The 15,346-nt window shown below is 70.8% G+C and carries 9 protein-coding genes; 2 read left to right on the top strand and 7 right to left on the bottom strand.

Annotated elements, in window-relative coordinates:
* Positions 1 to 4: 4 nt before the first annotated feature.
* From ABI214_RS05095 to ABI214_RS05085, 3 genes are read right to left on the bottom strand one after another with little or no spacing between them, the layout of a single operon-like run.
* The gene (locus tag ABI214_RS05095; protein ID WP_408586775.1) at positions 5 to 1,447 is read right to left on the bottom strand and encodes a neutral zinc metallopeptidase; all 1,443 of its coding nucleotides are present in this window, start codon (positions 1,445 to 1,447) and stop codon (positions 5 to 7) included.
* 40 nt (positions 1,448 to 1,487) lie between these two features.
* Positions 1,488 to 3,683 carry a 1,4-alpha-glucan branching protein GlgB gene (glgB, locus tag ABI214_RS05090; RefSeq protein WP_348606755.1) on the bottom strand — a complete coding sequence of 732 codons (2,196 nt, stop codon included), beginning with the start codon at positions 3,681 to 3,683 and terminating at the stop codon, positions 1,488 to 1,490.
* Entirely contained in the window at positions 3,680 to 5,689 is a 2,010-nt protein-coding gene (locus ABI214_RS05085) for a maltotransferase domain-containing protein (RefSeq protein ID WP_348606752.1), read from the bottom strand. Before ABI214_RS05085 ends, glgB begins: the two co-directional genes overlap by 4 nt.
* Before the next feature lie 158 nt (positions 5,690 to 5,847).
* Between ABI214_RS05085 and glgP the strand changes: the two genes are divergently transcribed.
* Positions 5,848 to 8,448, top strand: coding sequence for an alpha-glucan family phosphorylase (gene glgP, locus ABI214_RS05080; RefSeq protein WP_348606749.1), 2,601 nt, complete (start codon positions 5,848 to 5,850; stop codon positions 8,446 to 8,448).
* A 120-nt stretch (positions 8,449 to 8,568) separates the two neighbouring features.
* Positions 8,569 to 9,219, top strand: a complete 651-nt coding sequence (locus ABI214_RS05075; RefSeq protein WP_348606746.1) for a zinc ribbon domain-containing protein — start codon at positions 8,569 to 8,571, stop codon at positions 9,217 to 9,219.
* A 43-nt stretch (positions 9,220 to 9,262) separates the two neighbouring features.
* Here the strand turns inward: ABI214_RS05075 and gabT are convergent, their stop codons facing one another.
* From gabT to ABI214_RS05055, 4 genes are all read right to left on the bottom strand, one after another.
* Entirely contained in the window at positions 9,263 to 10,615 is a 1,353-nt protein-coding gene (gabT, locus tag ABI214_RS05070) for a 4-aminobutyrate--2-oxoglutarate transaminase (RefSeq protein ID WP_348606743.1), read from the bottom strand.
* A gap of 17 nt (positions 10,616 to 10,632) precedes the next feature.
* Positions 10,633 to 12,282 carry an ABC transporter permease gene (locus tag ABI214_RS05065; protein WP_348606741.1) on the bottom strand — a complete coding sequence of 550 codons (1,650 nt, stop codon included), beginning with the start codon at positions 12,280 to 12,282 and terminating at the stop codon, positions 10,633 to 10,635.
* Positions 12,279 to 13,199, bottom strand: a complete 921-nt coding sequence (locus ABI214_RS05060) for an ABC transporter ATP-binding protein (RefSeq protein WP_348606738.1) — start codon at positions 13,197 to 13,199, stop codon at positions 12,279 to 12,281. The genes ABI214_RS05065 and ABI214_RS05060 overlap by 4 nt, the downstream gene beginning before the upstream one ends.
* Before the next feature lie 70 nt (positions 13,200 to 13,269).
* Positions 13,270 to 15,330 carry an ATP-dependent DNA helicase gene (locus ABI214_RS05055; RefSeq protein WP_348606736.1) on the bottom strand — a complete coding sequence of 687 codons (2,061 nt, stop codon included), beginning with the start codon at positions 15,328 to 15,330 and terminating at the stop codon, positions 13,270 to 13,272.
* Between the last annotated feature and the right edge of the window lie 16 nt (positions 15,331 to 15,346).

Raw genomic sequence — 15,346 nt, 5'->3', positions numbered from 1 at the left:
CAGGTCATCGGTAGCGGCCGTCGCACGCCTTCTGCCCACCGAGCACGCCAGTGCGGAAGGCGTCGACGCGCGAGAACCCGCTGGGCACGGTGTTGCCGTCGACGTCGCTCGCGGCCAGGCCGTCGGCCAGCAGTCCGGAAATGGCCTCGTCGAGATCACCGGGGGAGAGCCACACCCGGCGCGTGCCGTCGGTCGACTTGGCGTTCTCCGGGCTCAGTGCAGCGGTGACGGCACCCGACAGGCACGCTGCCCGCAGCGCGGCCTGCGGTCCGGACAGCGACACCCCGGCCTCCCGCTGCACCGCCAGCGTGTAGCGCGACGCCAGGAGGACGTAGGCGCTGTAGTCCCCGGTGACATCGACACTGACGATCTCCTTGCCGTCGCCGGCACTTGGTCGTCCGCGTTCGGCGAGAGCGGGAAGATCGACGCCGATCGTGTTGGTGGCCGGGCAGAAGGAGACCGGTTCGGTGGCATCGGCGTCGGGGCATCCGGTGCCGACGCCGTCGAGATCGAGCTTGGGCGGGTCGGCGAGGGCGAAGACGCTGCCGAACGAGTCGAAGATCGCGCTCACCGATTCCCGCGTGACGGGGAGTTCGCCGTCGTCGCTGCGTTTGACGAAACGCTGCGGCAGGTCGGCGCGCCGGGACGTGATCTCGTCGGCGTCGATGCGTGTACACGCCGCCGGCCCGTCGGTGAAACCGATCTGCACCGCGGTGACCCGTTCGAACGCCGACCCGTGGATCGACTCGGGATCGTTGGGGTCGGTGTCGCGCACGGACACGGTGGCGGCGAGGACCGAGTTGAGACCGTCCGAGGTGTTGAGCGTGAAGTGCGGGGCTTTGTTCTCGGCGACGTGGCGCACGAACGCCCCCGCGAAGCAGTCGGCCTGCTGTTCGAACACGATCCCCGGATCGTCCTGGCCGACCAGGCCTGCCTTCTGCTGGATCGCGTGCCCGTACTCGTGGGCGAGCACCATGACCACCGCCATCGGGCCGAACGCGTCGACCAGTCCCGGTAGCAGGTAGGTGCGATCCCAGCCGATCATGTCCTGCTTGGTGCAGTACGCGGCGTTGACGAGTTCGTCGGTCTCCATGCCGCAGAAGCGCGGCCCGCCCTTGTCGTCGGGGTTCCACGACACGAGTTCGCTCACGGGGTGGAACGTGCCCCGGAAGATCGCCGGGTACTGCGCCGCCCAGTAGTCCTCGATGTCGGCGATGGCGTTGGCGGCCAGGGTGTCGATCGCGCCGCGGTCGGTGCCGACGACCGCGCGTGTGGTGTCGGGGACACCCGCCCGGGGTCCGCTCGGCCCGCCCTTCGCAGGGAGTCCGGCGACCGTGAACGGGTCGTCGTAGATCGACACGGCGCGGCCGGCGGTCGTCGACGAGCAGGCGGTGGCGGCGACCGTGACCAGCACGAGGGTCGCGAACAACGCGCGGGTTCGTGGCAGCCGTCTTCTCACCGGTCGCGCCCAGTCACCGAGTGCCCCCTCACCGTTCCAACCTCATCCAGATCGCCGCGCTCGCCGGCAGTGTCACCTCCGCCGAGGCGGGGCGCCCGTGCCAGGGATGCTCGGTCGCGGTCACCGCGCCGAAGTTGCCGATCCCCGCGCCGCGGAAGTCCCGCGCGTCGGTATTGAGGATCTCAGACCATGTGCCGGGTTCTGGCAAGCCCACCCGGTAACTCGAGTGCGCGGATCCGGAGAAGTTGAACAGGCACGCGACGATCGAGCCGTCGCTGCCGTACCGCAGGAAGCTGAGCACGTTGTTCTCGGTGTCGTTGGCGTCGATCCACGAGTAGCCGCCGGGGGAGGTGTCGAGCGTCCACAGCGCGGGGGTGGCCCGATAGGCGGCGTTGAGATCGCACACCAGTTGGTGGATCCCGTGGTGCAGGTCGCCGGTGGCCGGGTCCTCCAGCTCGAGCCAGTCCAGGCCGTGTTCCTCCGACCATTCGCTGCTCTGGCCGAACTCCTGGCCCATGAAGAGCAGCTGTTTGCCCGGGTGCGCCCACAGGTAGGCGAGGAGCACGCGGACACCGGCCGCCTTCGCGTGGTCGTCGCCGGGCATGCGGGACCACAGTGTGCCCTTGCCGTGGACCACCTCGTCGTGGCTGATCGGGAGCAGATAGTTCTCGCTCCACGCGTACATGAGCGAGAACGTGATCTCGTTGTGGTGGAAGCTGCGGTGGATCGGGTCGCGGCGCAGATACCCGAGCGTGTCGTGCATCCAGCCCATGTTCCACTTCATCGTGAACCCGAGACCGCCGACGTTCGTGTTGCGGGTGACCCCGGGCCACGCCGTCGACTCCTCGGCGATCGTGACCACGCCGCGGTGGAGCTTGTGCACCGTCGCGTTCATCTCCTGCAGGAAGGCAACCGCCTCGAGGTTCTCCCGGCCGCCGTGCACGTTCGGTGTCCACTGCCCCGACGGCCGCGAGTAGTCGAGGTACAGCATCGATGCGACGGCGTCCACGCGCAGGCCGTCGACGTGGAACTGGTCGAACCAGAACAGCGCGTTCGCGACCAGGAAGTTGCGCACCTCCCGCCGGCCGTAGTCGAACACGTAGGTGCCCCAGTCGAGTTGCTCGCCGCGCTGCGGATCGGCGTGCTCGTACAGCGGGGTGCCGTCGAACCTGGCCAGCGCCCACTCGTCCTTCGGGAAGTGCGCGGGCACCCAGTCGACGATGACGCCGATGCCGGCCCGGTGCAGGTGGTCGACGAACGCTCGGAAGTCGTCGGGGGTGCCGAACCGCGCAGTGGGCGCGTAGTACGACGTCACCTGGTAGCCCCACGAGCCGCCGTACGGATGCTCGGCCACGGGCAGCAGCTCGACGTGCGTGAACCCGGATTCGATGACGTACCGGCTCAGTTCGTCGGCCAGTTCGGTGTAGCTCAGGCCCGGGCGCCACGAGCCGAGATGCACCTCGTAGACGCTCATCGGTTCGCGGCTGGGCTCGAGACCGCCGCGGGCCGCGATCCACTCGTCGTCTGTCCACCGGTGCGCCGACTGCGTGACGATCGACGCGGTCGCGGGCGGGACCTCGGTCGCGAACGCCATCGGGTCGGCCTTGTCGCGGACGGTGCCGTCGCCGCCGTGGATCCGGAACTTGTACATCTCGCCGACGCCGACGTCCGGGACGAACACCTCCCACACACCGGTGCCGCCGAGCACCCGCAGCGGGAACGTGCGACCGCCCCACAGGTCGAACTGGCCCAGCACGCTCACTCCGCGGGCGCCGGGCGCCCACACGGCGAACGACGTTCCGCGCACGACACCGTCCGGCGTCTCGTACGAGCGGGGGTGCGCACCGAGGACGTCCCACAGCCGCTCGTGCCGGCCCTCGCCGAACAGGTGCAGGTCGAGGTCGCCGAGGGTGGGCCAGAACCGGTAGCCGTCCGCGGTGACGACGACGTGGTCGCCCGGATACGTCACGACCAGGCGGTAGTCGGCGAGGTCGCGGATCGGGAGCAGGGCACTGAAGACGTCGTGCGCCACCCGGTGCAGGGGGTGGTCGCGGCCGCTTATCCGCACCGAGACCGATTCGGCACCCGGACGCAGTGCGCGCACGACCGTGCCGTCGGGCCGGGCGTGCGCGCCCAGCACCGAATGCGGGTCGTGGTGGGTGCCCTGCGCGATCAGTGTCAGATCGTGCGGGTCGGGCGGGCACACCGCGTCCGGGGCCGTCACGGGTTGTGCTCCCGGTCGGCGAGGCGCCGGCGGGCCTCCAGCGGGATCGGCGGCAGCGCGAGGATGTGCGCGCACGCCCGCCACGGCTCGAGCCGGACGAAGTTGTGCTGACCCCACTCGTACTGTTCGCCGCTGACCCGGTCGTGGACCGACAGGTGGTCGTGCCAGTCCCGGCCGATCGCCGGCATGTCGAGCGAGACGAATCCCTGCTGCGCCCCGAAAGGGTCGAGGTTGACGACGGTCAGCACGGCGTCGCCGGTGATCGGATCGAACTTCGAGTACGCGATGAGGGCGTCGTTGTCGATGTGGTGGAAGTGCAGATTCCGCAGTTGCTGCAAGGCCGGGTGGGCGCGGCGGATCCGGTTGAGCGTGGCGAGCCACGGTTCGAGCGACTCGCCCCGGGAGCGGGCCCCCGCGTAGTCGCGCGGTCGCAGCTGGTACTTCTCCGAGTCCAGGTACTCCTCGCTGCCCGGGCGCACGGCCACGTGCTCGAACAGCTCGTACCCCGAATAGACGCCCCACGTGGGCGACAGTGTCGCGGCGAGCGCGGCGCGCAGCGCGAACATGCCGGGGCCGCCGTGTTGGAGGCTCTCGTGGAGGATGTCGGGCGTGTTGACGAACAGGTTGGGCCGGGCCTCGTCGGCCTTGGCCGCGATCTCGTTGCCGAACTCGGTGAGTTCCCACTTGTTCACCCGCCACGTGAAGTACGTGTAGGACTGCGTGAATCCGCGCTTGGCGAGCCCGTAGAGCCGCGCCGGTCGGGTGAACGCCTCGGAGAGGAACAGCACGTCCGGATCGGTCCGCTTGACCTCCGCGATCAGCCACTCCCACAGGTCCGGCGGCTTGGTGTGCGGGTTGTCGACCCGGAAGATCTTGACGCCCAGGTCAACCCAGTGCCGCACGACGCGAAGCACCTCCGCGTGAATGCCGGCTGGATCGTGATCGAAGTCGATCGGGTAGATGTCCTGGTACTTCTTGGGCGGGTTCTCGGCGAACGCGATGGTCCCGTCCGGCAGTTGCGTGAACCACTCGGGATGCTCACGCGCCCAGGGATGGTCGGGCGCGCACTGCAGCGCCAGGTCCAATGCCACCTCGAGTCCCAGCCGGGCGGCGTCGGCGACGAACGCCTCGAAGTCGGTCGCGGTGCCCAGCCGGGGGTGGATCGCGTCGTGCCCGCCGTCGGCGGACCCGATCGCCCACGGCGAGCCGACGTCGTCCGGATCCGCCGTCAGGGAGTTGTTGGGGCCCTTGCGGTTCACCTCGCCGATCGGATGGATCGGGGGCAGGTAGACGACGTCGAAGCCCATGGCGGCGATCCGGGGCAGATCCTCCGCCGACGTCGCGAACGTCCCGTGCCGCGGGGCGCCGTGCTCGTCCCAGCCGCCGGTGGAGCGGGGGAAGAACTCGTACCAGGAGCCGAACAGGGCGCGTCGGCGGTCCACGACCACCTCGTGCGCGCGCGACGGCGTCACCACCTCGCGCAGTGGCCGTGTCCGCAGCGCCTCGGCCACCTCCGCCGAGAACGCGGGCGCGACGCGGACCGGCAGTTGCCGATCCGACCGCAGGGCCGTCGCGACCGCGAGGAGCCGAGGGCGGTTCGCGGGCTCGGCGCCGTCGGCGGCGCGCTCGAACAGGCGCGCGCCCACCTCGAGGTCGTTCGCCAACTCCGCGGGCCCCTGACCGACCGCCAGTTTCGCCTCGACCGCGCCGCGCCACGTCTGGATCGGATCGCCCCACGCCTCGATCCGGTACGTCCAGCGGCCGACGCTCGTCGGGGTGAACGTCGCGTGGAACGTGTCGAGCAGCGGGCCGGGATGCATGGGAATCCACAGCGATTCGGTGGGGCCGGCGGGACCCTCGACGACGAGCGTGGCGGCCACCGCCTCGTGGCCCTCGCGCCACACGGTCGCGGACACTGGGAACACCTCGCCGACCACGGCCTTGGCCGGGAAGCGGCCCCCGTCGATCGAGGGCAGCACGTCGTCGATGGCGAGGCGACCTGTCACACGTACTCCGTTCGGTCTCTGAACGTCCCGATGGACCGGCCGTCCCGGAGACGGCGCTGGATCAACCGTAGTTCAGTGGGTCCCGCGGTGTCGGGAGCGTTCCGTGGACCTGGCTGCTCGGCGGGTCGTCGGCGTCGATTGTGGGTAGTCTTCGCGGCGTGAAAGCCCTGCGTCGGTTCACCGTCCGAGCCCACCTGCCCGAGCGTCTCGCGGCACTGGGGCCGCTGTCGACCAATCTGCGTTGGTCCTGGCATCCGCAGACGCAGGATCTGTTCGCGTCGATCGACCCCGAGTTGTGGACTGCCGTGCGCCACGACCCCGTCCGGATGCTCGGCGAGGTCGATCCGTACCGGCTGGACGACCTCGCGGTCGATCCGACGTTCCTCGCCGACCTGGACCGCGCGGCCGCGGATCTCGACGACTATCTGACCCGTCCGCGCTGGTACCAGGACCAGCTCGACAAGGGCGCCGACCTGGCGACCGGCATCGCGTACTTCTCGATGGAGTTCGGCGTCACCGAGGTGCTGCCGAACTACTCCGGCGGGCTCGGCATCCTGGCCGGCGACCACCTCAAGGCCGCCTCGGATCTGGGTCTGCCGCTGATCGGTGTCGGGCTGCTGTACCGCTCGGGGTACTTCCGGCAGTCGCTCACCGCGGACGGCTGGCAGGCCGAGCACTACCCGGCGCATGACCCGCAGGGCCTGCCGCTGCGGCTGCTCACCGAGACGTCGGGCGACGGCGGGGCAGGCGCCCCCGTCCTGGTGCACGTCGCGATGCCCGGTGGCCGGGTGTTGCGGGCACGCGTGTGGATCGCACAGGTCGGCCGGGTGCCGTTGCTGCTGCTCGACTCGGACATCGCCGAGAACGACCCGGAACTGCGCGCGGTCACCGACCGGCTGTACGGCGGCGACCAGGACCACCGGATCAAGCAGGAGATCCTCGCCGGCATCGGCGGCGTCCGGGCGGTGCGCGCCTACACCCGCGCGCACGGGCTCGCCGACCCTGAGGTGTTCCACATGAACGAGGGCCACGCCGGGTTCCTCGGTCTCGAGCGCATCCGCGAGCTGATCACCGGCGCCGGACTGGACTTCGACGCCGCCCTCGCGGCGGTGCGCGCCGGCACCGTGTTCACCACCCACACCCCGGTGCCGGCGGGCATCGACCGATTCCCGGCCGACCTGGTGCGCCGCTACTTCGGCGGCAACGAGGGCGAGCGCGAATCGACGCTGCTGCCCGGGCTGGCCGTCGACCGCATCCTCGGCCTCGGCTCCGAGAACGACCCGGGCGTGTTCAACATGGCCCACATGGGACTGCGCCTCGGGCAGCGCGCCAACGGCGTCTCGAGGCTGCACGGCGAGGTGAGCCGCGAGATGTTCGAGTCGCTGTGGCCGGGATTCGACGCCGCCGAGGTGCCGATCGGTTCGGTCACCAACGGCGTCCACGCGCCGACGTGGGCGGCCCGCGAGTGGATGGACCTCGGCCGGCGCCTGGTCGGACCCGAACAGCTCGAGGAGGCGCGCGGCTGGGAGCGGCTGCGCGAGATCGATCCGGGCGAGCTGTGGTCGACCCGGAACACGCTGCGGGCGCAGCTGGTGGACGAGGTGCGCCGACGCGTTCGCGCGTCGTGGCTCGAGCGCGGCGCGACCGAGGCCGAACTCGGTTGGACCGCGGAGGTGTTCGACCCGAGCGTGCTGACCGTCGGGTTCGCGCGTCGGGTCCCGACCTACAAGCGGCTCACGCTCATGCTGCGCGACCCCGAGCGGCTGAAGGCCCTGCTGCTCGACGCCGAGCGCCCGGTGCAGCTGGTCGTCGCCGGCAAGAGCCACCCGGCCGACGAAGGCGGCAAGGCCCTGATCCAGCAGGTGGTCCGCTTCGCCGACCAGCACGACGTCCGGCACCGGATCGTGTTCCTGCCCGACTACGACATGTCGATGGCCCGGTACCTGTACTGGGGCTGCGACGTGTGGCTCAACAACCCGCTGCGGCCGCTCGAGGCGTGCGGGACGTCGGGCATGAAATCGGCGCTCAACGGCGGGCTCAACCTGTCCATCCGCGACGGGTGGTGGGACGAGATGTTCGACGGCGAGAACGGCTGGGCCATCCCCACCGCGGACGGTGTCGCCGACGAGGTCCGCCGCGACGACCTCGAGGCCACCGCCCTGTACGAGCTGCTCGAGCGGTCGGTGCTGCCACGGTTCTACGACCGCGACGAGCGCGACCTGCCGACCCGCTGGATCGAGATGGTGCGTCACACGCTGCAGAGTCTCGGGCCGAAGGTGCTGGCGTCGCGCATGGTGCGCGACTACGCCGTCGAGTACTACGCCCCCGCCGCGGTCGCGGTCCGGAACACGCTGCCCGACAACTTCTCCGGCGCCCGCGAGGTCGCGGAGTACCGGCGGCGCGTGGAGTCCGCGTGGCCGGGCGTGCAGGTGGCGCAGGTCGACAGCGCCGGCCTGCCCGACAACCCCGAGATCGGTGCCGACCTGTCGCTTCGGGCGTTCGTCCGGCTCGGTGGGCTGTCGCCGGAGGACGTCGTGGTGGAGGCGGTACTCGGCCGGGTCGGCCCCGACGAGGACCTCACCGACGTGACGACCGTGCCGATGGCGCACGCCGGCGCCGACGGGCTGGGGGAGATGTTCGTCGCCACCACGCCGTTGCCGGTGTCCGGGTCGGTGGGATACACCGTCCGGGTGCTGCCGCGCCATCGGCTGCTCGCGACCGACGCCGAGCTGGGACTCGTTGCGGCGCCGTACGTCTAGCGCCGCGCCGAGGCGTTGCGGATCACACCCGATCTAAGGTAGGAATCTGGCGACCAGCGTCCGGTCCATCCCGGCGCTGATCACAGTAATGCCCGCTGCAGTAAAGGAACTGATCGCGCCATGGCCGAACCGGTGGCCTTCACGAGTTACTACTCCGACGAGTCGAACGACGACGGGTTCCAATGGAAGTTTCGGTGCGAGCGCTGCAGCACCGAGTACCGCTCGTCGTTCCAGCAGAACGTCTTCTCGCGCGGACGGGGTGCGCTGCGGGTGCTGCGCGACCTGTTCGGTGACAGCGTCGGCGTGCTCAACAAGGCCTCGTCCGCCGCGGAGAGCTACTCGAACAGCTGGGGCGGCTCGGCGTCGCGCTCGAAGGACAAGGCCTTCGCGGGTGCCGTCGAGGAGGTCGAGCGCGACTTCCGGCTGTGTGGCGGCTGTGGCTCGTGGGTGTGCGCACGCGTCTGCTGGAACGACCAGGTGGGCGAGTGCTCGCACTGTTCGCCCCTGGTTGCGCACCAGATTGCACGCGCGCAGGCGGATGCTCGCGGCGAGCAGATTCGCGACGCCGCCCGGCGACAGGACTGGACGCAGCAGTACGACATCGCGACCCCGGCCCGCGTGAACTGTCCCACCTGCGGCACCGACACCGATGGTGGCCGATTCTGCTCCACGTGCGGCACCGCGTTCGATCTGCGCTCCGACTGCAGCGGGTGCGGCCACACAGTGCAGGCCGGGGCGGCATTCTGCTCGAATTGTGGTCAACCCCAGTAGGTTCCGTAGAACTTCCCCGACTGCCGACGGCGGTCGCCGCGGACTACTGTCGGTCGATCACATCGGCGAGCACGTCGAGTCCCTCGGTGAGCAGCGCGTCCGGGATCACGAGTGGCGGCAGCAGGCGGATGACGTTGCCGTAGGTGCCGCACGTGAGCACCACGACGCCGCGCTCGAGGGCCTGTGCCGCGATCCGTCGGGTGGCCTCCGGGTTCGGTTCGCGGGTGCCGGGCCGGACGAACTCGAGCGCGAGCATGGCGCCGCGGCCGCGGACCTCGCCGACGATGTCGACGTCGTCGGCGAGGGCCTCGAGCCGGGGCCGGGCCAACTCCTCGATGTGCCGCGCCCGCGCACACAGGTCGAGGTCACGCATCTGGTCGAGCGTCGCGAGCGCGGCAGCGCACGCGACCGGGTTGCCACCGTACGTGCCGCCGAGCCCTCCGACGTGCACCTCGTCGATCAGGTCGGCGCGGCCGACGACGGCCGAGAGCGGCAGGCCCGAGGCGATGCCCTTCGCGAGCGTCATCAGATCCGGGACGACGCCGTCGTGTTCACACGCGAACCACGCACCGGTGCGGGCGAATCCGGTCTGCACCTCGTCGGCCACGAACACGATCCCGTTGGCGTGCGCCCACACCGCCAGAGTCGGCACGAATCCCGGTGCCGGCACGATGAACCCGCCCTCGCCCTGGATCGGCTCGAGCACGATCGCCGCGATGTGTCGGGCGCCGATCTGTTTGTCCATCAGGTCGATCGCGCGTCGTGCCGCCTGCTCGCCGGTCATCGGGGTGCCGTCGGGATTCGGGGCCTCGCGGAACGGATACGACATCGGCATCCGGTAGACCCCGGGAACGAACGGGCCGAAGCCGTCCTTGTACGGCAGGTTCTTCGCCGTCAGCGCCATCGTCAGGTTGGTGCGGCCGTGGTACGCGTGCTCGAACGCGACGACAGCGCCGCGCCCGGTGGCGTGACGGGCGATCTTCACTGCGTTCTCGACGGCCTCGGCACCACTGTTGAACAGCACCGCCCGCTTCTCGTGGTTGCCTGGAGCGAGGGCGACGAGACGTTCGCAGACCTCCACGTACTCCTCGTACGGGGTGACCATGAAGCACGTGTGCGTGAATCGCGTCGCCTGCTCCCGGACCGCCGCGGCCACCGCCGCGTTGGACGCCCCGGCGCCGGTGACCGCGATGCCCGAGCCGAAGTCGATCAGCGAGTTGCCGTCCACGTCGACGATCACGCCGCCGTCCGCGTCCGCCGCGTACACCGGAACCGACGATGCCACGCACGACCCGACGGCGGCCCGTCGACGCGCGGCCAGATCCGCCGACCGCGGGCCGGGCAGCGACGTCCGCAATCGGAGCTCCTGCGGGAGGCGGTATTCGATGTCGGGCACGGCAACCTCCCGGGTGGTCAGGACTGGATGTCGCGGCGACGGAACCCGACCAGGGCGAGCCCGTAGAGCGCCGCCGCGATGACGAGCAGCACGATGAACGGCACCACGTCGAACGCGTCGGCCGGCATGTTCGACGTGAAGTGGAACGGCGACGCCCACCCGGTCCAGGCGGGCAGCACCTCGAGGAACATCCCGATCACCAGCGCGTAGCCGAGGTACACCCACATCACCGCCAGCAGTCGCGGGAACCACCCGTACACCGCGGCGGTCAGCGCGATCACCGTCAGCGTCGCCGGCAGGAAATTCGCGGCCGAGCCGACGAGCCGGCCGAACATCGACCCGTCGTGCAGCGTCGCGGCCGCGGTGATCCCCATCGCGGCCCCGGCGGCCAGGACGATCAGCGACGTCGCGACACTGATCACGGCCAGCTGTGCGCCGAGCCACCGCCACCGCGACACCGGGCTCGCGAGGACGTCCTCGGCGCGCCCGGACGTCTCCTCGTTGCGGGCCGACTGAACCGCGGTCATGGCGTACATGCACGCCATGATCGCCAGGAACACCAGGTAGAGCGCGAACGCGCCCTGCGCGGCGTTGCTCGCCCCGCCCGGCAGCAGCCCGGCCAGGCGGGGGTCCTGATCGAGGAACTCGGCCACCTGCTGGCCCAGGGCGCCGATCGGGAACGCGAGGGCAGCGACGCCGATGCCCCACGCCACGATCTGGTTGCGCTGCATGCGCACCGTCAGCGCCGCGATCCCGGTGAGTGCGGCACTCGCGCGGGGCCGGCCGCCCCGCGGCGCCACCAGGCCGGCGCCGACGTCGCGCCGACCCACCACCAGGTACGCGAGCACGATGCCGACGACCACCGCCGCGAGTCCGAGCAGCAGCGGCCACCACCGCTCGTCGACGTAGGCGCGCGTGGACTGCGCCCAGCCGATGGGCGACAGCCACGACCACAGGCTGCCGTCCTCCTTGGCCCGGACGTCGCCGATCGCGCGCAGCAGATACGCGACGGCGACAGCGACCAGCCCCATTCCGCTTGCGGTGCGGGCGTGCTCGGTGACCTGTGAGAACAGCGCCGACGTCGCGCCGAACGCGAGGCCCACCATGAAGATGCCCGCGGCGAGGTTCCACGATCCCAGCGCGGGTAGGCCGACGGCGGTCAGCCCGAGGCCCAGAACGAGCCCGATCAGAAGGTTCGCCAGCAGCACCACCGCGAGCCCCGACGTGATCGGCGCGAACCGGCCGACGACGCCGGAGCGCAGCATCTCCGCGCGTCCGGTCTCCTCCTCGGTCCGCAGGTGCAGCGTCACCAGCAGCACCGACATGATCGCCACCGCGATCATGGTCATGCCCGCGATCTCGTTGGCGACCATCGCACCGAGCGTGTAGTCCGACAGCCCGTACCCCGGGCCTGCCAGCGCAGTCGCGGCGGGCGATTCGATCAGCGCGGCGCGGGCCTGCCGGGACTCGGGGGTGGGGTAGAGGGTCTGGTAACTCGACGCCAGCAGCACGGTCGAACCGCCGACCGCGATCACCCACGCGGGCAGGCGGATCCGATCGACCCGCAACGCCAGCCGGGTCAGCGTCCACGTCCCGGCGAGCGGGTCCGTGGTGGAGGTGTCGGCGGGCCGCGTGGCCTGCACGGGTCCCGCGACCTGCGTCGTCATCGCCGCTCGATGCCGAGCGAATCGAACTCGTCGCTGTACTCGCGCAGGAACAGATCCTCCAGCGTCGGCGGGTGCGCCGTGATCGTGACGACGCCGAGCCCGGCGAGCGAGGACATCACCGGGTCGACGCGGTCGGAGTCGACGTCGAACGTCACGGTGTTGTCCTGGTCGTCGAGGGCCTTCAGGTTGTGCACTCCCGGCACCGACGCCAGCCCGCCCGGGGACTCACGGGTGGTGGCCGTGACCGTGGTGCGGGTCAGGTGCCGCAGCTCGCGCAGCGTCCCGCTCTGCACGGTCCGACCGGCGCGGATGATGGTCACCACCCCGCAGAGTGACTCGACCTCGGCGAGGATGTGGCTCGACAGCAGGATCGTGCGCCCGTCCTGTGCCGCCTCGCCGATGCACTGCTGGAACACCGCCTCCATCAGCGGGTCCAGACCGGACGTCGGCTCGTCGAGGATCAGTAGTTGCGCGTCCGCCGCGAGCGCCGCGATCAGCGCGACCTTCTGGCGGTTGCCCTTCGAGTACGTGCGGCCCTTGCGCGTGGGATCGAGTTCGAACCGCTCCATCAACTCCTGACGGCGCTTGTCGTCCAGGCCGCCGCGCAGCCGGCCGAACAGGTCGATGGCCTCGCCGCCGGTGAGATTGGGCCACAGGTTCACGTCGCCCGGGACGTACGCCAGGTGTCGGTGCAGGCTGACCGCGTCGCGCCACGGGTCCGCGCCCAGTACCGACACGTCACCGCCGTCGGCGCGCAGCAGACCGAGCAGCACCCGGATGGTGGTGGACTTGCCGGAACCGTTGGGGCCGAGGAAGCCGTGAACCTCGCCGGGGCCGACCTCGAGATCGAGACCGTCGAGGGCATGGACGTCGCCGAAGCGTTTGGCGAGTCCGCGAACCGAGATCACCGGGTCCATCGCCCGAGCATAGGACGATGCGGATGCCGTCGGCCGCGTTTACCGGGTATCCCGGCCGCGTCCGGCGCGTTCAGGAACGCGGGCGCGACGCCGCGATCCGCGCGAGTGCCTGCCGAACCACCTTCGGATCCGCCGTCTCCCAGAACGGGGGCAACGACGCGCGGAGATAGCCGCCGTACCGGGCCGTGGCCAGGCGCGAATCGAGCACCGCGACCACGCCCTTGTCGTCGGTGCTGCGCAGCAGGCGGCCCACTCCCTGCGCGAGCAGCAGCGCCGCGTGGTTCGCCGCGACGGAGAGGAATCCGTTCCCGCCGCGGGACTCGACCGCCTGCTGACGCGCCACCAGCAGCGGGTCGTCGGGCCGGGGGAACGGGATGCGGTCGAGGATCACCAGGCTGAGCGAGGGGCCGGGCACGTCGACGCCCTGCCACAGCGACAGCGTGCCGAACAGCGTCGTCGGCTCGTCCTCGGAGAACTGCTTCACCAGCGTGCCGGTCGCGTCGTAACCCTGGCACAGGATCGGGACGTCGAGGCGCTCGCGCATCTCCTCGGCCGCGGCCTTCGCGGCGCGCATCGACGAGAACAGACCCAGCGTGCGGCCACCGGCCGCGGTCACCAGCTCCTCGATCTCGTCCATGAAGACGGGGGACAGGCCGTCGCGGCCCGGCGGCGGCAGGTGCCGGGCGATGTACATGATCCCGGACTTGGCGTGATCGAACGGCGAGCCGACGTCGAGCGAATTCCAGCGCATCTCGCCGGCATCCGACGGCGCCTCCTTGCCGATCGCGGTCGCGGTGTCGCTGCGCGCCGGCGACTCCGGCGGCAGACCCCAGTTCACCGCGAGGCCGTCGAACGAACCGCCGACCGTCAACGTCGCCGACGTGAGGACCACCGTGGACTCCGCGAACAGACTCGCGCGGAGCAGCCCGCCCACCGACAGCGGTGCCATCCGCACGACGCGCCGGACGTTGCCGCGGTTCTCCTCGACCGACAACCACACGACGTCCTTGCGCTTCGCGGGATCGGGTTCGTCGAACGCGGTGAGCACCCGCACGGCGCTGTCGTGGACCTCGTCGATCGCCGACAGCGCGGCATTGCGTGCCGCCGCGGCCTCCGGGTCGGCCGCGGCCATCCCGGGCTTGGACGGCCCGATCGCGGTGCGCACGTTCCACGCCGCGTCGCGGACGGCGGCCAGCGCGAGCGGGACGCCGTCGGGCAGCGCGTCCCAGCGCTCACCGGGCAATTGCTCGAGCAGTTCCGCCCAGCTCTCGGCGGCGGCCTCGAGCCGATCGACGTCCTGCTCCTCGACGAGCTTTACCGCACGGCGGGCGGCGGCGCTGATCGCCGACGCGCCCAGCTCCGCCGTCGCGACACCGGTGACCCGGTCGACCAGCTCGTGGGCCTCGTCGATCACCACGACGTCGTGCTCGGGCAGCACCGCGATCCCGGAGATCGCGTCGATCGCGAGCATCGCGTGATTGGTGACCACGACGTCCACCTGCGCGGCCTCGGCGCGGGCACGTTCGGCGAAGCAGTCCTCGCCGACGGGGCAGCGGGACTTGCCGAGACATTCGCGGGCGCTGACGCTGACCTGCCGCCACGCCTGGTCGCTCACGCCGGGCACGAGGTCGTCGCGGTCACCGGTCTCGGTGTCCGACGACCATTTGGTCAGCCGCTGCACCTCGCGGCCGAGCCGGGAGATCGCGAACGCGTCGAACAGTTCCGCCTCCGGCGGATCGTCCTGTGCCATCCCGGTGTGGATCTTGTTCATGCACAGGTAGTTCCCGCGACCCTTGAGGATCGCGAACCGGGGGAGGCGTCCCAGGGCGGGCTTCAATGCCTCGGCCAGCCGCGGCATGTCCCGGTCCACCAACTGGCGCTGCAGCGCGATCGTGGCGGTCGAGACGACGACGGTGCGGCCGGACTCGACGGCGTGCCGGACGCTGGGCACCAGGTACGCGAGCGACTTGCCGGTGCCGGTGCCGGCCTGCACCGCGAGATGCTCGCCGGTGTCGATCGAGTGCGCGACCGCCGACGCCATCGTCAGCTGGTTGTGGCGTTCCTTGCCGCCGAGGGAGCGGACCGCGAGCTTCAGGAGGTCGGGGACGTTCGGAAGGTCACGGTCGGGCACCGCAACAGGGTACTGC

Source organism: Prescottella soli, assembly GCF_040024445.1.
Lineage (GTDB): Bacteria > Actinomycetota > Actinomycetes > Mycobacteriales > Mycobacteriaceae > Prescottella > Prescottella soli.
The sequence above is the reverse complement of the archived record's forward strand: the minus strand, read 5'-3'. Positions and strand labels throughout refer to the sequence as shown.

Excerpts from the sequence above, each read along its gene's own strand:
- ABI214_RS05075 (WP_348606746.1), top strand. The coding sequence starts at position 8,569 with ATGGCCGAACCGGTGGCCTTCACGAGTTACTACTCCGACGAGTCGAAC.
- ABI214_RS05065 (WP_348606741.1), bottom strand. The coding sequence starts at position 12,282 with ATGACGACGCAGGTCGCGGGACCCGTGCAGGCCACGCGGCCCGCCGAC.
- ABI214_RS05060 (WP_348606738.1), bottom strand. The coding sequence starts at position 13,199 with ATGGACCCGGTGATCTCGGTTCGCGGACTCGCCAAACGCTTCGGCGAC.